Here is a 21,546-nt window from a genome sequence, read left to right as displayed (position 1 = left end):
ATGCGGTCATGGGCGTCCCACCGTCTGCTTGACCTTGGCGATGCCGACGCCTGCGAGCTGCCGCATCGTGCTGGGCGCCAGCAGGAACAGGGCTCCGACGTAGGCCGACGAGAAGACCAGGACGTCGAGCGCGAGCAGCCCGATGGCCGCCGCGCCGGTGGTCGAATTGGCGTGCACGACGGCGTGTTCGAGGTAGGCCGTGACGAGCGCGGCGGCCGTGGCGGCGAGCAGCGATGGGAACAGGGCCCTGGCCACGGAGCGGTAGGGCACGTCGACGACCTGCTTGGCGAGCTTGGCGACGATCAGCGCGACCAGGATGGTCGTGATCGAGATGGCCAGCGCTACGCCGGTGAGTCCGAGCGGACCCACGAGGGCCAGGGCGAGCGCGATGCCGACGCCAACTTCGGTTGCGGTGCACCAGTTCAGCAGGGAGGTGCGACCTGCGCCCTTGATCGCCTCCTCGCCGACGATGCCGAGGGCCCGGCCGATGCCCAGTCCGGCCATGGCGGCCACCGCGTGGCCCGCATGCCGCCACGGCTCGCCGAGGATGACCACCACCGCGGGCTCGCCGAGGACGATCATCATCGCGGTCAGCGGCGCGCCGCCGATCATGGCCCACTGCAGCGCGCGCAGATAGCCCGAGCGCATGCGGGTGGCGTCGTGGGCGATCCGCGAGAACGCGGGAAACAGTGCCACCGCGCCGACGTCGACGATGATCCGTTCCGGGATCTGCGCGATGCGCTGGGCGTAGCGGTACTGGCCGAGTTCGGCGGCGCCGAGGGAACGGCCGACGATGACGGCTTCGGCGATGCCCTTCACCCGGAACCCCACCTGCGAGGCCACCAGCGGTGAACCGAACTTGGCGAGTTCGCGCCACAGCGTGAAGTCGAAGCGGCCGCGACCTGGTCGCCAGCCGCTGATCCACCACACCCCGACGACCCAGACGAGCGTCGACGCGTAGGACCCGACGACCATGCTCCACACGCCCCAGCCGCAGGCGGCCAGCGTGACCGCCACGGTCGCGAACGTGAGCGATACGGCCGGGCCGACGATGATGCGCCTGCGGACGTTGAAGTCCCGCTGCAGCATCGCCTCGGGCACGTTGGTGAGGGCGAAGAGCAGCAGGGTGCCGGACGTGGCGGCAGCCACCAGACCGACGGTCTGATCGTCGAACACCATGCTGACCACCGGCGCGATGGCGAGTACGCCGCCGCACAGCACGGCACCGCTGAGCAGCGTCGCGCGGAACACGGTCTCCGCGGCGTCGTCGATGCGCCCGCCGCGTTGGACGAGCGCTGCGCGCAGCCCGCCCTCGACGAAGTCGAACAGCGCCGTCGTCAGCACGGTGCCTGCCGTGAAGATCCCCACCTCGGCGGGAGTCAGCAGCCGGGCCAGCGCCACGACCTGCGCGAGCGTGACCAGCTCGCCCACCACCAGTGCCAGCGCAGATGCCGACGCGACGAGGCCGATCTTGCGGCGCAGCGAACCCTCGGATTCCCCGGCTGGCGAGCCGTCGCCGTCGGCACGTACCGCTGCGTCGTCCCCCGAGGGGCTCGACGGCACATCCGACATACTTCGCTCGATTCGCATTTGACTGCACGTTTGCGAGGCGGTGGCGGTTTGAAATGCATTTCCACCAGCGTCAACGGGCAGGACTAGTCCGGCCTGGTCACCGTACACGGGATTGCCAGAACGTTGCTACTGTTGACGTAGCGAATCTAGATATGTGTGACCTACGACTCACTGAGCCACTCGATGAGGGGGTTTGGGCAGGTCGCCGCGTCGCGAGTGGGCGCTGACGACTGCGTCAGGCAAATCAGGGCACGCGTGCTAGCCCGTCAACGACGACGAGCAGACGCGGAATCGCACGACCGAGGTCGATTCAGTGCGATTCCGCGTCTGCTCGCGGAGGGAATGCGGTGCGGGGTTAGCCGAGGATGAGGCCGGAGGTGGGCACACCGGTGCCCGCGGTGACGAGGACGTGCTCGACGTCGGGTACCGGGTTGACCGAAGTACCGCGCAGCTGGCGGACTCCCTCGGCGATGCCGTTCATGCCGTGGATGTAGGCCTCGCCGAGCTGGCCGCCATGGGTGTTGATGGGCAGCCGCCCACCGATCTCGATGGCGCCGTCGGCGATGAAGTCCTTGGCCTCACCCCAGCCGCAGAACCCGAGTTCCTCCAGCTGGATCAAGGTGAACGGGGTGAAGTGGTCGTAGAGGATGGCGGTCTGGATGTCGGTCGGCTTCAGCCCGGACTGCGACCACAACTGCTTGCCGACCAGGCCCATCTCGGGCAGGCCGTCGAGTTCGGGACGGTAGTAGCTCACCATCGAGTACTGATTTGGGCTGGCGCCCTGGGCGGCGGCTTCGATGACGGCCGGCCGGTGCTTGAGATCCTTGGCGCGCTCGGCCGAGACGATCACCAGCGCGACGCCTCCGTCGGTCTCCTGGCAGCAGTCCAGCAGCCGCAGGGGTTCGGCGATCCACCGCGAGTTCTGATGGTCCTCGATGGTGATGGGCTTCTCGTAGAAGTACGCCTTCGGGTTGTTCGCCGCGTGCTTGCGATCGGCCACCGAGACGGCGCCGAAGTCGCGGCTGGTGGCGCCCGACAGGTGCATGTATCGCTTGGCGAACATCGCCACCTGCGCAGCCGGCGTCGACAGGCCGTGCGGGTAGGAGAACGAATTGTCCACTCCGGTGGAGTCGGCATTCTCGACCAGGCGCATCTGCACCTGACCGAAGCGCATCCCCGACCGCTCGTTGAAGGCCCGGTAGGCCACGACGCAGTCGGCCACGCCAGTGGCGACCGCGATCGCTGCCTGCTGGACCGTCGCGCACGCCGCGCCGCCGCCGTGGTGGATCTTGGAGAAGAACTTGAGGTCGCCGATGCCCGTCGCGCGCGCGACGGCCACCTCGGTGTTGGAGTCCATCGTGAACGTCGTCATGCCGTCGACGTCGGCGGGCGTCAGCCCCGCGTCGTCCAGCGCGGCGAGCACGGCCTCGGCGGCCAGACGCAACTCGCTCCGGCCGGAGTCCTTCGAGAAGTCCGTGGCACCGATGCCCGCGATCGCGGCCTTGCCCGACAGTGGCCCCGGCATCAGGCGCTCTCCCCCAGTTCGAGTGTGGCGTTGGCGATGACGTGGTCGCCAAGGCTGTTGCTGCCCTTGATCTTCAAAGTGACGAGATTGCCGTCGATCGCGGTCACCTCACCGGTGAACGTGACGGTGTCGTAGGCGTACCAGGGCACGCCCAGACGCAGGCCGATCGACTTCACGATCGCGTTGGGTCCCGCCCAGTCGGTGATGAAGCGCTGCACCAGACCGGTGTCGGTCAGGATGTTGACGAAGATGTCCTTGGACCCCTTCGATTGCGCCAGGTCCCGGTCGTGGTGCACGTCCTGGTAGTCCCGTGTCGCGATCGCGGTCGACACGATGAACGTCGGGTCCCCGTACAGCTTCAGTTCGGGAAGCTTGGTCCCGACCTCGACATCGCTGACGGCGGTCACGCGTCGGGCTCCCATGCGTACAGGGTCCAGGCGGGGCCGACCTCACCGTCGGGGAAGTCGACGAACGTTGCGCGCACAGGCATTCCGATCTCGACGCTGGCGTGGTCTACGTTGCGGAGTTCTCCGAGCATCCGGACGCCTTCGTCGAGTTCGACGAGGGCGATGACGAACGGCGGCTTGCGGCCGGGGACCTTCGGCGCGTGGTGCACGACGAAGCTGAACACCGTGCCCTTGCCCGAGGCCACCACGTAATCGGTGGGCAGTTCCTTGTCCTGCCACAGCGCGGGCACCGGCGGATGCACCAAGGTGCCGTCGGGGCGTTTCTGGATGCGCAGCTCGTGGGCGTTGACACCGTCCCAGAAGAACTTGGTGTCCTTCGACGACGATGGCCGCATCATGTTGTCGGCATCGAGGTCGTCGGGCACCGCAGAGGCCTCGGCCGATGACCCGCCAGACTCCTTGGGCTTGAACTTCATGATGCGCCAGTCCATCTCGGCGACCACTTCTTCGTCCCCGTCGACGACCGTCGACCACGTCATCTTCTGGTTGATGAAGTAACCCTCACCCAGAGCGGTGTTCTTGGGGCCGATCACGTCGGTCAGTTCTGCGCTGATGCTGACCTCTTCGCCGGGCCGCAGGTAGCGGTGGTAGGTCTGCTCGCAGTTGGTCGCGACGACGCCCACGTAACCGGCATCGTCGAACAACTGCATCATCTTCGACAGTGGGTCGTCGTCGGAGCGCCGGCCGCGTAGGCCTCCCATGGTCCACACCTGGATCATGGCGGGAGGCGCCACTACACCCGGGTGGCCAGCCGCGCGGGCTGCCTCGTCGTCGACGTAGATCGGGTTGTCGTCGCCGATGGCTTCGACCCAGTGCCGAATCATCGGCTGGTTCACCGGATCCGGACCGACCCGGGGTTCGCTGCGACCCGCGGCCTTGATCTGCTCGACCGCAGCGGAGATGTCCGCGCTCACCTTTGCCCTCTGTTCTTCGCGGAAGCGCTCATCACCGCGGAACCCTTGGGACCTTCAGCCCCGACGCCGCGATCATCTCCCGCATGACCTCGTTGACACCACCGCCGAAGGTGATGACGAGGTTGCGTTTGGTCTGCGAGTCGAGCCACTCCAGCAGCTCGGCCGTCTCGGGTTCGGCGGGGTTGCCGTACTTTCCGACGATCTCCTCGGCGATCCGGCCCACCCGCTGAATGCGCTCGGTGCCGAACACCTTGGTGGCCGCGGCATCGGCGACGTTGATCTCCTCGCCGCCGGCAGCGACCTGCCAGTTGAGCAGTTCGTTGATGCGCCAGATGGCCTTTACCTCGCCGAGCAACCGCTTCACGTCGTCGTGGTCGATCGGCGTGACACCGTCACCACCGGGCTTGGATGCCCAGGTGTGCACGCGGTCGTAGACACTGGCGACCTTGCCCGCGGGTCCGAGCATCACGCGCTCGTGGTTGAGCTGCGTGGTGATCAACCGCCAGCCCGCGTTCTCCTCGCCGACGAGCATGTCCACGGGCACCCGGACGTCGTTGAAGTACGTGGCGTTGGTGTGGTGCGCGCCGTCGGACAGGATGATCGGGGTCCACGAGTAGCCGGGGTCGGACGTGTCGACGATCAGGATCGAGATGCCCTTGTGCTTCACGGCTTCCGGGTCAGTCCGGACGGCCAGCCACAGATAGTCGGCATCGTGGCCGCCGGTGGTCCAGATCTTCTGGCCGTTGACGATGTACTCGTCGCCCTGGCGGACCGCAGAGGTGCGCAGCGACGCGAGGTCGGTACCCGCCTCGGGCTCCGAATAGCCGATGGCGAAGTGGATCTCACCGGCGAGGATGCCGGGCAGGAACTTCTTCTTCTGCAGGTCCGTGCCGTACACCTGCAGCGTGGGGCCGACCGTCTGCAACGTCACCGCGGGCAACGGCACGTCGGCGCGGGCGGCCTCGTTGACGAAGATCTGCTGTTCGATCGGGCCGAAGCCCAGTCCGCCGAACTCCTTGGGCCAGCCCACGCCGAGCTTGCCGTCCGAGCCCATTCGCTTGATGATCGCCCGGTAGGCCTTGCCGTGCCGGTCGACCTCCATCTCGGCGGCCTCTTCGGGCGAGATGAGATTCGAGAAGTACTCCCGCATCTCGGCTTGCAGCTGCCGCTGCTCGGGCGTCAGTTCGATGAACATCAGGCTCCCACCAGATCGAGACGATGCGAGGGACCGCCCAGGAGCCGGGCAAGATCCTTGACGGATGAATAGAAGCGGTTCATCGGGTAGGTGATGTCCATGCCCATTCCGCCGTGGAGGTGATGGCACGTCTGCATGTTCGGCGGTGCCTGCGAGGCCAACCAGTAGCCGAGCACCGCGAGGTCGGCGTCGGCGTCACGGCCCTCCGCCAAGCGCCAGATCACCGACGTCGACGCCAACGACAGTGTGCGGGAGGCGATGTAGACCTCGGCGAGCTGCGCCGCCACGGTCTGGAACGTGGACAGCGGCCTGCCGAACTGTTCGCGGTTGGCCACGTAGTCGGCAGTCAACCGCAGTGCCCCGGCGACCAGACCAGCGGCGAACGCGCCGGTGGCGGCGAGGATCAACTGGTTCACCCGGTGGACTGCTTCGGTCCCGCCGAGGACGTCGGCGTCTTGCACCGTGACGTCGGCGAACGTGACCGCGTACTCGTCGGACCCGTTGGCAGTCGGCGTCTTGGTCAGCGTCACCCCGTCGGCCTTCGGCGACACCACCACCACGGCAGTGTCGGTGCTCACGACAAGCCACTGCGCCTGCTCGGCGTAGGGAACGCCGACCTTGATGCCGGACAGCTTGCCGCCGGCCAACGTCGTTCTGGGGTGCTCGGGAAGCGAGTCGCCCGGCTCGTTGAGCGCCGCCGACAACACGGAACCCTTGGCCACACCGGCGAGGAACCTGTCCTGCTGCTCCTCGGACGCGAGGTCCAGCAGCGGGATCAGACCCAGCCCTAACGTCGCCAGGGCCGGGCCCACGGCCCCGTGCCTGCCGATCTCGGTGAGCGCGGTCGTGATCTCGGGGAGGCCCAATCCGTCGCCGCCGAGGCGCTCCGGGACGCCGAACGCGATGACGCCGCCGTCGACCAGCGCCTCCCACGTGTTGTCCCGTCCGAGTGCAGACGTCACCACATCGGCGACGGCCTGCTGTCCTTCACCAGGACTGAAGTCCACCCGAATCCTCCTTGATTCGATTGCGCGGTACGGAATCCGACCGTCGGACTAGGCGCGTGCGCCCGTGTAGTCGACCTGCCAGTGCTTGATTCCGTTGAGCCATCCCGACCGTAGCCGCTCGGGCTCGCCGATGGGCTTGAGATCGGGCATGTGATCGGCCACGGCGTTGAAGATCAGATTGATCGTCATGCGCGCGAGGTTGGCGCCGATGCAGAAGTGCGCCCCGGTGCCACCGAACCCGACGTGCGGGTTGGGGTCGCGCATGATGTTGAAGCTGTGCGGGTCGTCGAAGACCTCTTCGTCGAAGTTGGCCGACCGGTAGGACATCACCAGCCGGTCGCCCTTCTTGATCTGCACGCCGGCCAGCTCGGTGTCCTCGTTGGCGGTGCGCTGGAAGGCCGACACCGGTGTGGCCCAACGGATGATCTCGTCTGCCGTCGTGCTCGGGCGTTCCCTCTTGAACAGTTCCCACTGATCGGGGTTGTCCGCGAGCGCGATCATGCCGTGGGTGATCGAGTTTCGGGTGGTCTCGTTGCCTGCCACCGCGAGCATGATGACGAAGAAGCCGAACTCGTCGTCGGACAGCTTCTCGCCGTCGATGTCGGCCTGGATGAGCGTCGTGACGATGTCGTCGGTCGGGTTCTTGCCCCGCTCGTCGGCCATCGCCATCGCGTACATGATCAGTTCCATCGACGACTGGGCAGGATCGACGTCGGCGAACTCGGGATCCTCGCCGCCGGTCATCTCGTTCGACCAGCGGAACAGCTTGTCGCGGTCGTCCTGCGGGACTCCGAGCAGCCCGGCGATCGCCTGCAGGGGAAGTTCGCAACTCACCTGTTCGACGAAGTCGCCGCTGCCCTCCGCCGCTGCCGTCTTGGCGATGTTCTGCGCGCGCTGGGCCAGTTCTTCCTCGAGGCGGCCGATGGCGCGCGGGGTGAAGCCGCGGGAGATGATCTTGCGCAGCCGGGTGTGGTGCGGCGCGTCCATGTTCAGCATGACGCTGCGCTGCAGTTCGATCTGCTCGAACTGCATCTCCTTCGGCCATACCGGGATGGCGCCGTTCTGCCAGCTGGAGAAGACGTCGCTGCGGCGGGACACCTCCTTGACGTCGGCGTGCTTGGTGACGAGCCAGTAGCCCTTGTCGCCGAAGCCACCGGTGCCGCCGGGCACGTCCACCCAGTGGATGGGCTCGGTCTTGCGCAGCTCGGCCAATTCCTTGACCGGCAGGCCCTCCTGGTTGACGTCGGGGTCGAGGAAGTCGAAGTCAGCGGGGATGGTGGGGGGTGCCATGCGGGAATCTCCTCAGAGGTGTCGCTGCCTGAGCGCAATTGCAACGTGTTCTAGTGCCAGTAAAACATGGCTTCACCGCAGATCAAAGGCACGGGCGTATCGCCGCTTGTCAGGTATATGAAACGTGTTCTAGCCTGACGGAATGGGTAACCCTGTCATCGTCGAAGCCACCCGCAGCCCCATCGGCAAGCGCAATGGTTGGCTGTCCGGGCTGCACGCCACCGAGCTGCTGGGCGCCACGCAAAGAGCGCTCGTCGAGAAGGCCGGCATCGATGCCGGTGAGATCGAGCAGGTCATCGGCGGCTGTGTCACGCAGTTCGGAGAACAGTCCAACAACATCACCCGGGTGTCCTGGTTGGTCGCCGGACTGCCCGACCACGTCGGCGCGATGACCGTGGACTGCCAGTGCGGCAGCGGCCAGCAGGCCAACGGCCTCATCGCCGGTCTCATCGCATCCGGTGCCATCGACGTCGGCATCGCCTGCGGCATCGAGGCAATGAGCCGGGTTGGCCTCGGGGCCAACGCCGGCCCCGACCGCGGCATCCTGCGCCCCGCATCGTGGGACATCGACATGCCCGACCAGTTCACCGCGGCCGAGCGGATCGCCAAGCGGCGGGGCATCAGCCGCGAGGACATCGACCAGTTCGGTTTCGACTCCCAGCGCAAGGCCAAGCAGGCCTGGGCCGAGGGCCGGTTCGACCGCGAGATCAGCCCCATCGAGGCGCCCGTCCTCGACGAAAACAAGAAGCCGACGTCCGACCGCGCGCCCGTGACGCGCGATCAGGGTCTGCGCGACACCACGCTGGAGGGCCTGGCGTCGCTGAAGCCGGTGATGGAGGGCGGCATCCATACCGCGGGCACGTCGTCGCAGATCTCCGACGGCGCCGCCGCAGTGCTGTGGATGGACGAGGACAAGGCCAAGGCCCTCGGCCTCAAGCCGCGCGCCCGCATCGTCAGCCAGGCACTCGTCGGCGCAGAGCCGTACTACCACCTCGACGGGCCCGTGCAGTCGACCGCGAAGGTGCTCGAGAAGGCCGGCATGAAGATGGGCGACATCGACATCACCGAGATCAACGAGGCATTCGCGTCGGTCGTGCTGTCGTGGGCACGGGTGCACGAGCCGGACATGGACACCGTGAACGTCAACGGTGGCGCCATCGCCCTCGGACATCCCGTCGGCAGCACCGGCAGCCGGCTGATCACCTCGGCACTGCACGAACTCGAGCGCACCGACAAGACCACCGCGCTCATCACCATGTGCGCGGGCGGCGCACTGTCGACGGGCACGATCATCGAGCGGATCTGAATTGTGACGGAGGGCAGGAGCGAAGCGACCACGGAGACTCAACGGATCGAGGCCGCGAAGGCCTACATCCGGGCGCTGGCCGACCACCGGGCCGACGACGTCCCGTTCGCTCCGGACTGCACCCGCGTCGAACTGGGACTCAAGACCGGGTTCTCGGGAGATCACCTGCGGCGCAGCCTGAACAAGGGCTTGCAGTACAAGGTCATCGAGCGGACCACGACACCCGACGTCACCGTCGACGGCAGCGCGGTGCGCGCGAGATTCGACGTCATCACCAAGCCCTCGCTGGCGGGCAGGCGAGTGTGCGCGCACGTCGACGAGACATTCACGTTCTCGGCCGACGGGCTCATCCAGCACATCCGCGCCGACCTCCGCCCGTTCATCAAGTGATGGCGAGATAGGTTCTACGACATGGCCAACCCGTCCCGCCCGCTCAAGCCGAAGCAGATCGAGAGCCTGAACTCGCCGAAGGTCGGCACCGCCATCAAGTGGATGTCCAAGGCGCAGACGCTGATCTTCAAGAAGACCGGCGGCAAGTTCGGCAACAAGTTCCTCAAGGGGACCGAGGTCGGGATCCTGACGACGATCGGTCGCAAGACCGGTGAGCCGCGGGACAGTCCGCTGTTGTTCCTGCAGGAGGGCCGGCGCATCGTGCTGGTCGCATCGCAGGGCGGCCGGGCCACCAATCCCATGTGGTACTTGAACCTCAAGGCCAACCCGAAGGTCACCTTCCAGACCAAGACGGGCGTGCACGCGCTGACTGCGCGCGACGCGACCGACGCCGAGCGCGAGGAGTACTGGCCCAAGCTCGACGCCATGTATCCCGACTTCGCGAACTACCGGTCCTACACCGACCGCAAGATTCCCATCGTCATCTGCGATCCGAACTAGGCCCCGCCGAGCGTCACCACGGTGATGTCGGGCGGGGCTCCCACCCGGACCGGCGGACCCCAGAATCCCGCACCCCGAGTGACGTACAGCTGCGTGTCGCCCACCGCGGACAGCCCTGCCAACGCAGGTTGCACCATGTCGACGACGTAGTGGAACGGCCACATCTGACCACCGTGCGTGTGGCCCGACAATTGCAGGTCCACCCCGCGCGACGATGCCTCGGTGACCAGAATGGGTTGGTGGGCAAGCAGAATGGTCGGCCAAGAATCGTCCAGGCCGCCGAGCGCGCGGTCGAAGTCGGGCCCATCCCCGCGTTCGGCGCCGACGACGTCGTTGACACCGGCCAGGTCGAAGGCCGCGGCGCCCCGCCGGATCCTAGTGTTTTCGTTGCGCAGCGTCTGCACGCCTAGGCGATCGAGTTCCCGCAGCCACGAGCCGGTGTCGTCGACGAAGTACTCGTGGTTTCCGGTGACGAAGAAGGTGCCCTCACGGGACTGCAGGTCGCGCAACGGTTCTGCCGCATGGCCCAATTCCTCCACCGTGCCATCCACCAGATCGCCCACGATCGCGACGAGGTCGGGCTCGTGGGCGTTGATCATCCGCACGATCCGCTCGGTGTGCCCCCGACCCGAGAGCGGGCCCAGGTGGACGTCGGACACCACGGCCATCCGGAAGCCGTCGAACGCGGGATCGAGGCGGCGCAGCCGAACAGGCACCGTAAGCACGTTGGGCGGACCCAGCGCCGTCGCAGCGCCGTAGCCGGCCAGCCCCACCGACGCCGCGCCCGCGGCCAGCGCGGCCGTACGCGCGATGAACACCCGACGGTTCACTGCAGGCTTCGGTGCGGCCGGGTCCGGTGCGGCCGGGTCCGGTGTGGTGGGGGCCGGTGTCGTTGGGCATGGTGTCGCCGGCCGGGCCGGCTCGGGCTCGGGGGCTCGCCTCGCCCAGCGCCACAGCGCCAGCCGGACCGGTTCGGTGACGAGCGAGGTGAGGAACAGGTACGCGATCAGACCGAACCAGAGGTATCCCGCCCATGCGAGCCATGGCGACTCGGGGACACCAGTGACGCGCGGCAGGATCAGCGTCGCAACCAGGAGCACGGCGAGCGCGACGAGCACGAGCGTCGCCACCCGCCGCCTGACGCCGGGCGCAGTCGTGTCCTTGATCAGGCGTTTCCACACGTACAGGTGCATCAGCCCGAGGACCACCCCGAGGACGACGATGAACATTGATGGTCCTTCGGATGGTCGGGGCTCCCGTTCAGCCTAGGCAAGCTGGCCGCGAAGCTAGCCTGAGGACGTGGCTGCCGACGACGAACCCACTGCGCACCTGCACTTCTACTTCGATCCCGTGTGTCCGTTCGCCTGGCTGACCAGCAAGTGGGTGCGCATGGTCGCTGCCCAGCGCGACTTCGAGGTGGACTGGCGCTTCATCTCGCTGCGGTTGCTGAACGCCAACGTCGACTACGCGAGTCACTTCCCGCCGGAGTACGAGGCGGGGCACACGGCAGGCCTGCACCTGCTGCGGGTGGCCGCGCGGGTGCGCGCCGAACACGGCCGGGAGGCCGTCGGCCCGTTCTACGACGCGATCGGGACGCGGATCTTCGACACCTCGCGCGCCGTCGACCCGTTGTCGGCAGCCGACCAGGGCGCGAGCCACGTCGTGCGGCCGCTGCTCGAGGCCATCGGCCTGCCGGGCGACGTCGCCGACGCCCTCGACGACCCCGCGTGGGACGACGAGATCCGGGCGGAGACGGAGGAGGCGCTCGCGCTCACCGGCCGCGACGTCGGGACGCCAATCCTGCACTTCCAGCCACCGACGGGAACGGCGTTCTTCGGGCCGGTGATCAGCAGGCTGCCCGATCCCGAGCAAGCGGTGGCGCTATGGGATCACGTCGTCGGCCTGGCGTCCTTCCCTGGCTTCGCCGAGCTGAAGCGGTCGCTGCGGGAGCGCCCGCAACTGGCCAGCTTCGGTGTCGATCCGGGAGCGGTCGGCGCACGAGAGGATTGGCACGGCGGCAGCCGACGAACCAAGAGGTGAGCGTTTGCCCGGTGCCGCTGGCAGGAATGGCGTCATCCCGCTGGCGATCTGCGAACCGGCCTAGGCGCCGTAGACGGGCACCGGCGGACGGGACTTCTCGAGCAGGTCGCGGACGACGGGACCCAGTTCAGCCGGATCCCAGCGAGCGCCCTTGTCGATCTGCGGTCCGTGCGCCCATCCCTCTGCGACGCGGACGATGCCGCCCTCGACCTCGAACATGCGGCCGGTGACGTCACGTGACTCGACGCTGCCCAGCCACACCACCAGGGGTGAGACGTTCTCGGGTGCCATCGCGTCGAAGGACGCGTCCTGCGTCGACATCATGTCGGCGAACACCGTCTCGGTCATGCGGGTGCGGGCAGACGGGGCAATGGCGTTGACGGTGACGCCGTAGCGGCCCATCTCGGCCGAGGCCACCAGCGTCAGCGCGGCGATGCCCGCCTTGGCGGCGCTGTAATTCGCCTGTCCCACACTGCCTTGCAGTCCCGCGCCGGAGCTGGTGTTGATGATGCGGGCGTCGCGCGGGTTGCCTGCCTTCGACTCCGAACGCCAGTACGCCGCTGCGTGCTTCATGGTGGCGAAGTGTCCCTTGAGGTGGACCGCGGTGACGGCGTCGAACTCTTCTTCGCTGGTGTTGGCGAACATGCGGTCGCGGACGATGCCGGCATTGTTGACCAGTACGTCGAGACCACCGAACGAGTCGACCGCAGTTTGGATGAGGCCCTCGGCTTGCGCCCAATCGGCGACGTTGGCACCGCTGGTGACGGCTTCGCCTCCGGCAGCGACGATCTCGTCGACGACGCCCTGCGCTGCGCTGCCGCCACCGGCGGGGGAACCGTCGAGACCAACGCCGATGTCGTTGACCACCACCCGCGCGCCCTCCGCGGCGAATGCCAGCGCGTGCGCGCGGCCGATGCCGCCGCCTGCGCCCGTGACGATGACCACGCGGCCGTCGAGCAGTCCCATGTCGTGTCTCCCTCTACTTGATGTCGGCGGTGGTGGTGGACAGATAGTGCGGCGGTTCGCCGCCACCGTGCACCTCGAGTGACGCACCGCTGACGTACGACGCCGCCTCGGACGCAAGAAATGCAGTGGCCCAGCCTATGTCGGATGGCTTGGCGAGCCTGCCGAGTGGCACGTTACGCGAGATGGCGGCGATCGAGTCGGCGTCACCGTAGAACAGTTCCGACTGTTCGGTCTCGACCATGCCGACGACCACCGAGTTGACCCGCACCTTCGGCGCCCACTCGACGGCCAGAGTGGTGGTCATGTTCTCCACGCCCGCTTTCGCCGCACCGTAGGCCACCGTTCCCGGGGTCGGCCGACGCCCGCTGACGCTGGTGATGTTGACGATCGACCCGCCCGATTCCTGTTGCTGCATGGCGGCGTTGGCGTGCGTCGACACCGACAGCACGGCCAGCAGGTTGAGTTCGACGATCTTCGTGCTGAACCGCGCCGACGCGTCCGATGCAGGCACGTAGGGCGATCCGCCTGCGTTGTTGACGACGACGTCGAGACGTCCGTGCTTCTCGACGATCTCATCGACGAGCGCCTTCACGGCCTCGTCGTCGCGGATGTCGCAGGCGTGGAACTCGTGGGGGCTGCCCTCGACCGGCCTACGCGCGCAGGTGACGACCGTCGCGCCCTGGTCGGCGAAGACCGCGCTGATTCCGGCCCCGACGCCACGCACGCCACCGGTCACGAGGACCACCCGGCCATCGAGTCGCAGATTGATTCCAGTGGCGTCACTCACTGTGCTAGCGTACCAAGCAAGTGCTTGCTTAGGTAGTCAGCTCAGGAGTCCGCATGACCATCACCTCGAAAACCGTGGAACCGGGCATCGTCTCGGTCACCGTCGACTACCCACCCGTCAACGCGATCCCGTCGCGTGGCTGGTTCGAACTCGGCGACGCCATCACCGCAGCAGGCCGCGACACCAGCACGCACGTGGTGATCCTGCGCGCCGAGGGTCGCGGTTTCAACGCCGGTGTCGACATCAAGGAGATGCAGAAGACCGACGGGTTCACTGCGCTCATCGACGCCAATCGCGGCTGCTTCCACGCCTTCCGCGCGGTGTACGAGTGCGAGGTGCCCGTCGTCGCCGCGGTCAACGGCTTCTGCGTCGGCGGTGGCATCGGACTGGTCGGGAACGCCGACGTCATCGTTGCGTCCGACGATGCCAAGTTCGGTCTGCCCGAAGTCGAACGGGGCGCACTCGGTGCTGCCACACACCTCTCGCGACTGGTGCCGCAGCACATGATGCGCCGACTGTTCTTCACGGCCGCGACCGTCGACGCCGCCACGCTGCACCACTTCGGCTCGGTGCACGAGGTCGTTCCCCGCGCAGAGTTGGACGAGTCCGCGCTGCGCGTGGCCCGCGACATCGCCGTCAAGGACACCAGGGTGATCCGCGCGGCCAAGGAGGCGCTGAACCTCATCGACGTACAGCGGGTCAACGCCAGTTACCGCATGGAACAGGGCTTCACCTTCGAACTGAACCTGGCGGGCGTCGCGGACGAGCATCGCGATGCCTTCGCGGGGACCGACAAGAAGGCAGGGAAGTAGTGGTACGGCGGGCACGAGCGAAGCGAGCGGGGAAGTAATGACAGACAAGAGGACGACACTCGACGAGGCCGTCTCGTCGATCGAGAGCGGCATGACCATCGGCATCGGCGGATGGGGATCGCGCCGCAAGCCGATGGCGTTCATCCGGGCACTGCTGCGCACCGACGTCACCGACCTGACCGTCGTCACCTACGGCGGACCCGATCTCGGCCTGCTGTGCTCGGCGGGCAAGGTCAAGCGCGTCTACTACGGGTTCGTCTCGCTGGACTCGCCCCCGTTCTACGACCCGTGGTTCGCCAAGGCGCGCACCACCGGCGCCATCGAGGCTCGCGAGATGGACGAGGGCATGCTCCGCTGCGGATTGCAGGCTGCCGCACAACGACTTCCGTTCCTCCCGATCCGCGCCGGGCTCGGCAGCGACGTCCGCAGGTTCTGGGGTGACGAACTCAAGACGGTGCGCTCGCCGTACCCGACTCCATTGAACCCCGGGTCGCTTCGCTCCGGCCCGCCGGCAGACGCCTACGAGGAACTCATCGCCATGCCCGCGCTGAATCTCGACGCGGCGTTCGTGCACCTGAACATCGGTGACGAGAAGGGCAACGCGGCTTACACCGGCATCGACCCATACTTCGACGACCTGTTCCTCATGTCGGCGCAGCAGCGCCTGATGAGCGTCGACCGGGTCGTGTCCACCGAGGAACTGGTGAAGTCCGTTCCACCGCAGGCACTTCTGATCAACAGGATGATGGTCGACACCGTCGTCGAGGCACCGGGCGGCGCGCACTTCACCACCGCCGAGCCGGACTACCGTCGCGACGAGAAGTTTCAGCGGCACTACGCCGAGGCCGCCGGAACCGAAGAGACCTGGGCGGAGTTCGTCAGCACCTACCTGTCGGGTAGCGAGGCCGACTACCAGGCCGCCGTCCGAAAGTTCGCCGAAGAGCAGGCCGCAGCGAAGGAGGCATCCAAGTGATCTCCGTGACCCGAGCCGAGGTGTGCGCGGTCGCGTGCGCCGAATTGTTCCGCGACGCAGGCGAGATCATGGTCAGCCCGATGGCGAACATGGTCTCGATCGGTGCCCGCCTGGCGCGGTTGACGTTCTCCCCCGACATCGTGCTGACCGACGGCGAGGCCCGCATCCTCGCCGACACCCCTGCACTCGGCGCGACCGGCGCCATCGAGGGCTGGATGCCGTTCGGCCGCGTGTTCGAGACCCTGACCTGGGGCCGTCGCCACGTGGTGATGGGCGCTAACCAGATCGACCGCTACGGCAATCAGAACCTCTCGGCGTTCGGCCCGATCCAGCATCCCAAGCGCCAGATGTTCGGCGTGCGCGGCGCACCGGGCAACTCGATCAACCACGCCACCAGCTACTGGGTGGGCGCCCACTCGACGCGCGTCTTCGGCGAGTCCGTCGACATCGTGTCGGGAATCGGCTGGGACAAGGTCGATCCCGAGAACCCGGCGTTTCGCTTCGCCAACGTGTACCGCGTGGTGAGCAACCTGGGGGTCTTCGACTTCAACGGCCCGGACCATCAGATGCGCGCCCTGTCGCTGCATCCGGGCGTCGAGGCCGACCAGGTCGCGGAGAACACCTCCTTCGAGGTGCACGGACTGAACGACGCCGAGGTCACGCGACTGCCGTCCGAGGACGAGCAGCGCCTGATTCGCGAGGTCATCGATCCGAAGTCGCTGCGCGACCGTGAGATCCGAGCATGACTCATCTCAAGACCCCGCTGACCGAGCTGGTCGGCATCGAGCATCCGGTCGTCCAGACCGGCATGGGCTGGGTGGCCGGAGCCCGTTTGGTCGCGGCGACGTCGAATGCCGGCGGGCTCGGCATCCTGGCATCGGCGACGATGACGCTCGACGAGTTGCGCACCGCGGTGTCGAAGGTCAAGGCCACCACCGACAAGCCGTTCGGCATCAACATCCGCGCCGACGCCGGCGACGCCAACGAGCGCGTCGACCTCCTGATCCGCGAAGGAGTCAGAGTCGCCTCCTTCGCCTTGGCTCCAAAGCCCGACCTGATCGCCAAGCTGAAAGACGCGGGCGTAGTGGTCATCCCGTCGGTCGGCCTGGCCAAGCACGCCAAGAAGGTGGCCGGCTGGGGCGCCGACGCAGTGATCGTGCAGGGCGGCGAGGGCGGCGGCCACACCGGCCCGATCGCCACGACGCTGCTGCTGCCGTCGGTGCTCGACGCCGTCGCCGACACAGGCATGCCCGTGATCGCGGCGGGCGGGTTCTTCGACGGCCGCGGCCTGGCCGCTGCGCTGTCCTACGGCGCCGCGGGCGTGGCGATGGGCACGCGGTTCCTGCTGACGTCGGACTCCACGGTGCCCGACGCGGTCAAGCAGCGCTACCTCGGCGCGGGTCTCGACGGCACGGTCGTCTCGACGCGCGTCGACGGCATGCCGCACCGCGTGCTGCGGACCGGTCTGGTCGAGAAGCTCGAAAGTGGCTCGCCGGTACGGGGTTTGACCGCCGCGGTGGGCAACGCGCAGAAGTTCAAGAAGATGACCGGCATGTCGTGGAAGTCGCTGGTCACCGACGGCCTGGCCATGCGGCGGGGCAAGGAACTCAGCTGGTCGCAGGTCGTGATGGCCGCGAACACGCCGATGCTGCTCAAGGCCGGGCTGGTCGAGGGCAACACCGACGCCGGTGTGCTGGCGTCGGGTCAGGTCGCGGGCATCCTCGAGGATCTGCCGTCGTGCGCCGAGCTGGTCCCCGCCATCGTGGCCGAGGCCATCGAGCACCTGCGCTCTGCGACGAGCTTCATCACCGACTGAGGCGTTCGCCGCCGAGTGTGAACCTCACGACGTTTTCGGCCGGATTTCGTCGTGACGTTCACATTCGATCACCAGGTGAAGCCCCGCTCGCGCAGCGCGGCCTCGACTCGCCCCACGTAGGTAGCCCGTCGGTAGCGCAGGAGGTCGCGGCTGACGCGAATGATGAGCCAGTCCAGCTCCGTCAGTTCGAAGAGCCGGTCGATGTCCCGCTGCCGGACGGCCGGGTCGGTCCAGTGCTGAGACCCGTCGTACTCGATGCCCACTTTCACGCCCTCATAGGCCATGTCGAGGCGGGCGACGAAGGAGCCGTACTGGTCGCACACGTCCACTTGGGTATGGGGTGCAGGCAGCCCCGCATCCACGAGTGCCAGCCGAGCGACTGTCTCCTGCGGCGACTCAGCGCCACGATCGACCAGCGGAAGGACGGCGCGGCACCTGACGAGACCCCGCACGCCGGGGTGCGCGGCCGCGACGTCCTCGACCTGGCCGGCCGTGATTCCCGTCGCAGCGAACAGAGCGTCGAGACGCTGAACAGCCGAGACCCGGGAGACCGTGCCGCCCCAAGTCGAATGCGGTGCGGGCGGGGGTGGTGACGGCGATGCCGCCGATCGCGAGGACCTCGCCAACATGCAACGTCTCAGAACGGACGATCAGTCGGGCCGGAGGTTTCCGGTTGTCGTGTATCAGCTCGGCCGGCTGACGTTTGTCGACCCACTTGGTACCCAGCATTGCGGCCGCGGACTGCCCTGCGACCACGCCACGCCGCTTCGACCACAGCCAGGCCGCCTGCGCGCGTTGGCATGCCGATGGCTCGATGTCGCACGGCGCGTACACCCCTGGGTACATCTGCACATAGTGCCGCTGCAGGGCACGCTCTCGGATTGCACGCGCTGCCAGCGCCTCGGTGCCGATGAACGGCCACGGCATGTCTTCCATGCCTCGCAGCGTGGGAGCGGACTCCGACAGATTCGCGACCCGCAGGGGCATTCATCCACAGGCTGCGCTCGGCGCGACCAACGACTAGAGGCGCTCGATGATCGTCACGTTCGCGGTGCCGCCGCCCTCGCACATCGTCTGCAGGCCGTAGCGACCGCCGGTGCGCTCCAAGGTGTTCAGCATCGTCGCGAACAGCTTGGCTCCGGTCGCGCCGAGCGGGTGGCCCAGTGCGATCGCCCCGCCGTTGGGGTTCACCTTGGCGGGGTCGGCGCCGGTCTCCTTCAGCCACGCCATGACGACGGGCGCGAAGGCCTCGTTGATCTCGACGGTGTCGATGTCGTCCATCGTCAGGCCGGTCTTGGCCAGCGCGTACTCGGTTGCGGGGATCGGGCCGGTCAGCATGTAGACCGGATCGGCTCCGCGCGCGCTGATGTGATGGATGCGGGCACGCGGCTTGAGCCCATGATCGGCGACGGCCTGCTCCGATGCGAGCAGCACCGCGCTGGCACCGTCGGAGATCTGGCTGGCCATCGCCGCGGTCAAACGGCCGCCGTCGACGAGAGTCTTGAGCCCGGCCATCTTCTCCAGCGACGTGTCGCGCGGGCCCTCGTCGATCGCGAACCCGTCGACCTCGATGATCTCGTTCTCGAAGTGCCCGGCCCGGATCGCCTCCTGCGCCCGCTGATGGCTGGTCAGCGAGAACTGCTCCATCTCCTCGCGCGAGAGCCCCCACTTCTCGGCGATCATCTCCGACCCGCGGAACTGCGAGATCTCCTGGTCGCCGTAGCGGTGCAGCCAACTCTTGGACTCGTTGGTCGGCGAGGTGTAGCCGAACTGCTCGCCGACGATCATGGCCGAGCTGATCGGGATCTGGCTCATGTTCTGCATACCACCCGCGACGATGACGTCCGCGGTGCCGGACATGATCGCCTGTGCGCCAAAGGAGATCGCCTGCTGGCTCGACCCGCACTGCCGGTCTACGGTCACACCGGGCACTTCCTCGGGGAAGCCGGCAGCCAGCCAGGACAGGCGCGCGATGTTGCCTGCCTGGGCTCCGACGGCGTCCACGCAGCCGGCGATGACGTCCGTAACGGCGCCCGGGTCGAGGTCGGTGCGGCCGAGCAGACCGCGCCAGGCGGCTGCGCCGAGGTCGACGGGGTGGGTCCCCGCCAGTGACCCGTTGCGCTTGCCGACGGCGGTCCGGACGGCATCGATGACGTACGCCTCAGCCATTAGGTTTCTCCTTCTGCTGTTGTGATGCCACGTGCTGTCGTAATCCCACCCAGCACGATGGCCAGATACTGCCTGCCGACCTGTTCGGCCGTGAGGGGTCCGCCGGGTTGATACCAGCGGACCGAGACCCAGGTGGTGTCGCGGATGAACCGGTAGACCAGGTCGACGTCGAGATCCGGCCGGAAGCTGCCCTCCGCGACGCCTTGCTTGAGGATGTCCACCCACATCCTGCGCTGTTCGCGGTTGCGTTCGTCGACGAATGAGAACTGCGGCAGCGGGGACAGTCGCTTGGCCTCGTCCTGGTAGATGACGACCTGCGCGTGCCGGTGCTCGATGGCCTCGAACGACGCCATGAACAGCCCCTTGACCCGCTCCAGCGGATCGGTCTCGGCTTCGACGATCTCCTGGTAGCGGCCGAACAGCCAATCGAGGAAGTCTCGCAGGACCTCTTCGACCATCTGCTCCTTGGACTTGAAGTGGTGGTACAGGCTGCCCGAGAGGATTCCGGCGGAGTCGGCGATGTCGCGCACCGTGGTGGCACGCAGTCCGCGGTCGGCGAACATCGTCGCGGCGAGGTCGAGCAACTCGTCACGGCGGCTGAGCGGCGCCTTGTCCACCCGCCCAGGATAGCAACCAAGCGCTTGCTAGGTAAGGCGAGGGCCGAACTGGGTCAGCCGAGCCCGCCGATCTCCGCGTCCGCGCGATCGTCTGCACCACACGATTCGACTAACGAGTCGCGCTTGGCGACGATCTCGCCGATCGCCGAGTTCCTGCCGTTGCGTTCCTTGAGCAGCTTGGCGACGGTCGCGTCCTGATCGTCCGTGCGCATCGCGAGGAAGTCCGCGCAGGTGGTCTTGCCGCCGGAGTTGCTGGCACCCGAGCAGCCCGCGACGAGTACGACGAGACACGCTGCTGCCGCCGCCGTTCGCTTCACCCGGCCAAGAGTAGTCAGGCGCGCTGGCTCGACACCGAGATGACCTCGCCGGTCAGGTAGCTGGAGTAGTCGCTGGCAAGGAACGCGATGGTGGTCGCGATCTCCCAGGGCTCGGCGGCCCTGCCGAACGCCTCGTCGGACGACAGCTGGTCGAGCAGCTCCGACGAACTGGTCTTCTCCAGGAACTTGTGCCGGGCGATACTCGGCGAGACCGCGTTGATGCGCACGCCGTGCTCGACGGCTTCGATCGCACTGCAGCGGGTCAGCGCCATCACCCCGGCCTTCGCGGCGGCGTAGTGCGACTGCGAATGCTGTGCACGCCAACCCAATACGCTCGCATTGTTGACGATCACGCCGCCGTGGTCCACGTCGCGGAAGTAGCGCAGCGCTGCCCGCGTCGCGCGCATCACCGACGTCAGCGTGACGTTGAGGACGCGGTCCCACTCGTCGTCGGTCATGTCGATGACGGGTGTCTGCCCACCCAGGCCCGCGTTGTTGACCAGCACGTCCAAGCGGCCTGCGGCGGCCACCGTCTGAGCGATCAACGCGTCGACCGCCTCGGTCGACGTCACGTCGCACACGACGGACTCGACGCGACCGAGGCCGAGCGCAGCCAGCTCGTCGCGGGTCTCGCCCAGTCGACGCTCGTGGTAATCCGATACGACGACGTCGGCGCCCTCGAGCAGCGCGCGTCGAGCCGTCGTCGACCCGATGCCGGTGCCCGCGGCAGCAGTGATCAAGACGACCTTGCCCGCCAACAGGCCGTGCCCGTCGATCTCCTTTGGTGCGGCTGACAGATCCATCAGTGCCTTCTCCTCTTCGCGCAAGCGCTCATCAGCCGCCCTCTCCTCTTCGCGCAAGCGCTCATCAGTGCTCTCTCCT

The 21,546-nt window shown here is 67.4% G+C and carries 22 protein-coding genes and 1 pseudogene; 8 read left to right on the top strand and 15 right to left on the bottom strand.

The annotated features are described in order from the left end of the window. Positions 1-6: 6 nt before the first annotated feature. From LOK44_RS06465 to LOK44_RS06435, 7 genes are all read right to left on the bottom strand, one after another. Positions 7-1,572 (bottom strand): lipopolysaccharide biosynthesis protein, encoded by a 1,566-nt coding sequence (locus LOK44_RS06465; RefSeq protein ID WP_237569193.1) that lies wholly within the window; start codon positions 1,570-1,572, stop codon positions 7-9. A 355-nt stretch (positions 1,573-1,927) separates the two neighbouring features. Next, complete coding sequence (gene ltp2 / locus LOK44_RS06460; RefSeq protein WP_237569192.1) at positions 1,928-3,097, bottom strand: 17-hydroxy-3-oxo-4-pregnene-20-carboxyl-CoA lyase; 1,170 nt, start codon at positions 3,095-3,097, stop codon at positions 1,928-1,930. Next, the gene (locus tag LOK44_RS06455; RefSeq protein ID WP_237569191.1) at positions 3,097-3,519 is read right to left on the bottom strand and encodes a MaoC family dehydratase; all 423 of its coding nucleotides are present in this window, start codon (positions 3,517-3,519) and stop codon (positions 3,097-3,099) included. The genes ltp2 and LOK44_RS06455 overlap by 1 nt, the downstream gene beginning before the upstream one ends. Beyond that, on the bottom strand, positions 3,501-4,478 hold the full coding sequence (locus LOK44_RS06450) for a bifunctional MaoC family dehydratase N-terminal/OB-fold nucleic acid binding domain-containing protein (RefSeq protein ID WP_237569190.1): 978 nt from the start codon (positions 4,476-4,478) through the stop codon (positions 3,501-3,503). The genes LOK44_RS06455 and LOK44_RS06450 overlap by 19 nt, the downstream gene beginning before the upstream one ends. Before the next feature lie 31 nt (positions 4,479-4,509). Beyond that, positions 4,510-5,673: an acyl-CoA dehydrogenase FadE29 gene (fadE29, locus tag LOK44_RS06445; RefSeq protein WP_163921736.1), complete on the bottom strand. Its 1,164-nt coding sequence runs from the start codon at positions 5,671-5,673 to the stop codon at positions 4,510-4,512. Further along, the gene (locus LOK44_RS06440; RefSeq protein WP_237569189.1) at positions 5,673-6,680 is read right to left on the bottom strand and encodes an acyl-CoA dehydrogenase family protein; all 1,008 of its coding nucleotides are present in this window, start codon (positions 6,678-6,680) and stop codon (positions 5,673-5,675) included. The genes fadE29 and LOK44_RS06440 overlap by 1 nt, the downstream gene beginning before the upstream one ends. Before the next feature lie 48 nt (positions 6,681-6,728). Then, a complete protein-coding gene (locus tag LOK44_RS06435) occupies positions 6,729-7,970 on the bottom strand; it encodes a cytochrome P450 (RefSeq protein ID WP_237569188.1) in 1,242 nt (413 codons plus the stop codon). Positions 7,971-8,112: 142 nt separating this feature from the next. Here LOK44_RS06435 and LOK44_RS06430 point away from each other — a divergent pair, with 142 nt between their 5' ends. From LOK44_RS06430 to LOK44_RS06420, 3 genes are read left to right on the top strand one after another with little or no spacing between them, the layout of a single operon-like run. Further along, complete coding sequence (locus LOK44_RS06430) at positions 8,113-9,276, top strand: steroid 3-ketoacyl-CoA thiolase (protein WP_237569187.1); 1,164 nt, start codon at positions 8,113-8,115, stop codon at positions 9,274-9,276. Further along, the gene (locus tag LOK44_RS06425; protein ID WP_237569766.1) at positions 9,277-9,666 is read left to right on the top strand and encodes a DUF8021 domain-containing protein; all 390 of its coding nucleotides are present in this window, start codon (positions 9,277-9,279) and stop codon (positions 9,664-9,666) included. A gap of 21 nt (positions 9,667-9,687) precedes the next feature. Then, positions 9,688-10,167 carry a nitroreductase family deazaflavin-dependent oxidoreductase gene (locus tag LOK44_RS06420; RefSeq protein ID WP_283817751.1) on the top strand — a complete coding sequence of 160 codons (480 nt, stop codon included), beginning with the start codon at positions 9,688-9,690 and terminating at the stop codon, positions 10,165-10,167. On the opposite strand, the gene LOK44_RS06415 is transcribed toward LOK44_RS06420, so the two are convergent. Further along, positions 10,164-11,396 carry a metallophosphoesterase gene (locus LOK44_RS06415; RefSeq protein ID WP_237569186.1) on the bottom strand — a complete coding sequence of 411 codons (1,233 nt, stop codon included), beginning with the start codon at positions 11,394-11,396 and terminating at the stop codon, positions 10,164-10,166. The two genes, LOK44_RS06420 and LOK44_RS06415, sit on opposite strands and share 4 nt — an antisense overlap. Positions 11,397-11,466: 70 nt before the next feature. On the opposite strand from LOK44_RS06415, the gene LOK44_RS06410 reads away from it, so the two are divergent. After that, positions 11,467-12,207, top strand: coding sequence for a mycothiol-dependent nitroreductase Rv2466c family protein (locus tag LOK44_RS06410; protein WP_237569185.1), 741 nt, complete (start codon positions 11,467-11,469; stop codon positions 12,205-12,207). A gap of 60 nt (positions 12,208-12,267) precedes the next feature. On the opposite strand, the gene LOK44_RS06405 is transcribed toward LOK44_RS06410, so the two are convergent. Both LOK44_RS06405 and LOK44_RS06400 read right to left on the bottom strand, forming a co-directional pair. Then, entirely contained in the window at positions 12,268-13,173 is a 906-nt protein-coding gene (locus tag LOK44_RS06405) for an SDR family oxidoreductase (RefSeq protein WP_237569184.1), read from the bottom strand. Between the two features lie 13 nt (positions 13,174-13,186). Continuing rightward, positions 13,187-13,960, bottom strand: coding sequence for an SDR family oxidoreductase (locus LOK44_RS06400; RefSeq protein WP_237569183.1), 774 nt, complete (start codon positions 13,958-13,960; stop codon positions 13,187-13,189). Positions 13,961-14,013: 53 nt separating this feature from the next. Here LOK44_RS06400 and echA20 point away from each other — a divergent pair, with 53 nt between their 5' ends. Genes echA20 through ipdC form a run of 4 tightly spaced genes read left to right on the top strand, consistent with a single transcriptional unit; the run spans position 14,014 to position 17,561 of the window. Then, the gene (gene echA20, locus LOK44_RS06395) at positions 14,014-14,772 is read left to right on the top strand and encodes a (7aS)-7a-methyl-1,5-dioxo-2,3,5,6,7,7a-hexahydro-1H-indene-carboxyl-CoA hydrolase (protein ID WP_237569182.1); all 759 of its coding nucleotides are present in this window, start codon (positions 14,014-14,016) and stop codon (positions 14,770-14,772) included. 37 nt (positions 14,773-14,809) lie between these two features. Further along, positions 14,810-15,745, top strand: a complete 936-nt coding sequence (gene ipdA, locus LOK44_RS06390) for a cholesterol ring-cleaving hydrolase subunit IpdA (protein WP_237569181.1) — start codon at positions 14,810-14,812, stop codon at positions 15,743-15,745. Continuing rightward, a complete protein-coding gene (ipdB, locus tag LOK44_RS06385) occupies positions 15,742-16,491 on the top strand; it encodes a cholesterol ring-cleaving hydrolase subunit IpdB (RefSeq protein ID WP_163921701.1) in 750 nt (249 codons plus the stop codon). The genes ipdA and ipdB overlap by 4 nt, the downstream gene beginning before the upstream one ends. Beyond that, positions 16,488-17,561, top strand: coding sequence for a (3aS,4S,5R,7aS)-5-hydroxy-7a-methyl-1-oxo-octahydro-1H-indene-4-carboxyl-CoA dehydrogenase (gene ipdC / locus LOK44_RS06380; protein WP_237569180.1), 1,074 nt, complete (start codon positions 16,488-16,490; stop codon positions 17,559-17,561). The genes ipdB and ipdC overlap by 4 nt, the downstream gene beginning before the upstream one ends. A gap of 68 nt (positions 17,562-17,629) precedes the next feature. Here ipdC and LOK44_RS06375 read toward each other — a convergent pair. The 5 genes and pseudogenes from LOK44_RS06375 to ipdF all read right to left on the bottom strand — a co-directional run bounded on the left by LOK44_RS06375 (position 17,630) and on the right by ipdF (position 21,467). Then, positions 17,630-18,497, bottom strand: a pseudogene (locus LOK44_RS06375) (endonuclease domain-containing protein). 84 nt (positions 18,498-18,581) lie between these two features. Further along, complete coding sequence (gene fadA6, locus LOK44_RS06370) at positions 18,582-19,730, bottom strand: steroid 3-ketoacyl-CoA thiolase FadA6 (RefSeq protein WP_237569179.1); 1,149 nt, start codon at positions 19,728-19,730, stop codon at positions 18,582-18,584. Then, positions 19,730-20,347 carry a TetR family transcriptional regulator KstR2 gene (gene kstR2 / locus LOK44_RS06365; RefSeq protein WP_308192718.1) on the bottom strand — a complete coding sequence of 206 codons (618 nt, stop codon included), beginning with the start codon at positions 20,345-20,347 and terminating at the stop codon, positions 19,730-19,732. The genes fadA6 and kstR2 overlap by 1 nt, the downstream gene beginning before the upstream one ends. 53 nt (positions 20,348-20,400) lie before the next feature. After that, positions 20,401-20,664, bottom strand: a complete 264-nt coding sequence (locus LOK44_RS06360) for a hypothetical protein (protein ID WP_237569178.1) — start codon at positions 20,662-20,664, stop codon at positions 20,401-20,403. Between the two features lie 14 nt (positions 20,665-20,678). Continuing rightward, positions 20,679-21,467, bottom strand: coding sequence for a (5R,7aS)-5-hydroxy-7a-methyl-1-oxo-2,3,5,6,7,7a-hexahydro-1H-indene-carboxyl-CoA reductase (ipdF, locus tag LOK44_RS06355; RefSeq protein WP_237569177.1), 789 nt, complete (start codon positions 21,465-21,467; stop codon positions 20,679-20,681). Positions 21,468-21,546: the final 79 nt, after the last annotated feature.

Origin of the sequence: Mycolicibacterium lacusdiani (assembly GCF_021916785.1) — a bacterium.
Classification (GTDB): domain Bacteria; phylum Actinomycetota; class Actinomycetes; order Mycobacteriales; family Mycobacteriaceae; genus Mycobacterium; species Mycobacterium lacusdiani.
This window is presented reverse-complemented; position numbering and strand designations above follow the sequence as displayed.

Bases quoted from the DNA above. Each gene is read 5' to 3' on its own strand.
- fadE29 (WP_163921736.1), bottom strand. From the start codon at position 5,673: ATGTTCATCGAACTGACGCCCGAGCAGCGGCAGCTGCAAGCCGAGATG.
- ipdC (WP_237569180.1), top strand. From the start codon at position 16,488: ATGACTCATCTCAAGACCCCGCTGACCGAGCTGGTCGGCATCGAGCAT.
- ipdA (WP_237569181.1), top strand. From the start codon at position 14,810: ATGACAGACAAGAGGACGACACTCGACGAGGCCGTCTCGTCGATCGAG.
- ipdF (WP_237569177.1), bottom strand. From the start codon at position 21,467: ATGGATCTGTCAGCCGCACCAAAGGAGATCGACGGGCACGGCCTGTTG.
- fadA6 (WP_237569179.1), bottom strand. From the start codon at position 19,730: ATGGCTGAGGCGTACGTCATCGATGCCGTCCGGACCGCCGTCGGCAAG.
- LOK44_RS06435 (WP_237569188.1), bottom strand. From the start codon at position 7,970: ATGGCACCCCCCACCATCCCCGCTGACTTCGACTTCCTCGACCCCGAC.
- LOK44_RS06420 (WP_283817751.1), top strand. From the start codon at position 9,688: ATGGCCAACCCGTCCCGCCCGCTCAAGCCGAAGCAGATCGAGAGCCTG.
- LOK44_RS06430 (WP_237569187.1), top strand. From the start codon at position 8,113: ATGGGTAACCCTGTCATCGTCGAAGCCACCCGCAGCCCCATCGGCAAG.
- LOK44_RS06465 (WP_237569193.1), bottom strand. From the start codon at position 1,572: ATGTCGGATGTGCCGTCGAGCCCCTCGGGGGACGACGCAGCGGTACGT.
- ltp2 (WP_237569192.1), bottom strand. From the start codon at position 3,097: ATGCCGGGGCCACTGTCGGGCAAGGCCGCGATCGCGGGCATCGGTGCC.
- LOK44_RS06405 (WP_237569184.1), bottom strand. From the start codon at position 13,173: ATGGGACTGCTCGACGGCCGCGTGGTCATCGTCACGGGCGCAGGCGGC.
- LOK44_RS06455 (WP_237569191.1), bottom strand. From the start codon at position 3,519: ATGGGAGCCCGACGCGTGACCGCCGTCAGCGATGTCGAGGTCGGGACC.
- LOK44_RS06415 (WP_237569186.1), bottom strand. From the start codon at position 11,396: ATGTTCATCGTCGTCCTCGGGGTGGTCCTCGGGCTGATGCACCTGTAC.
- echA20 (WP_237569182.1), top strand. From the start codon at position 14,014: ATGACCATCACCTCGAAAACCGTGGAACCGGGCATCGTCTCGGTCACC.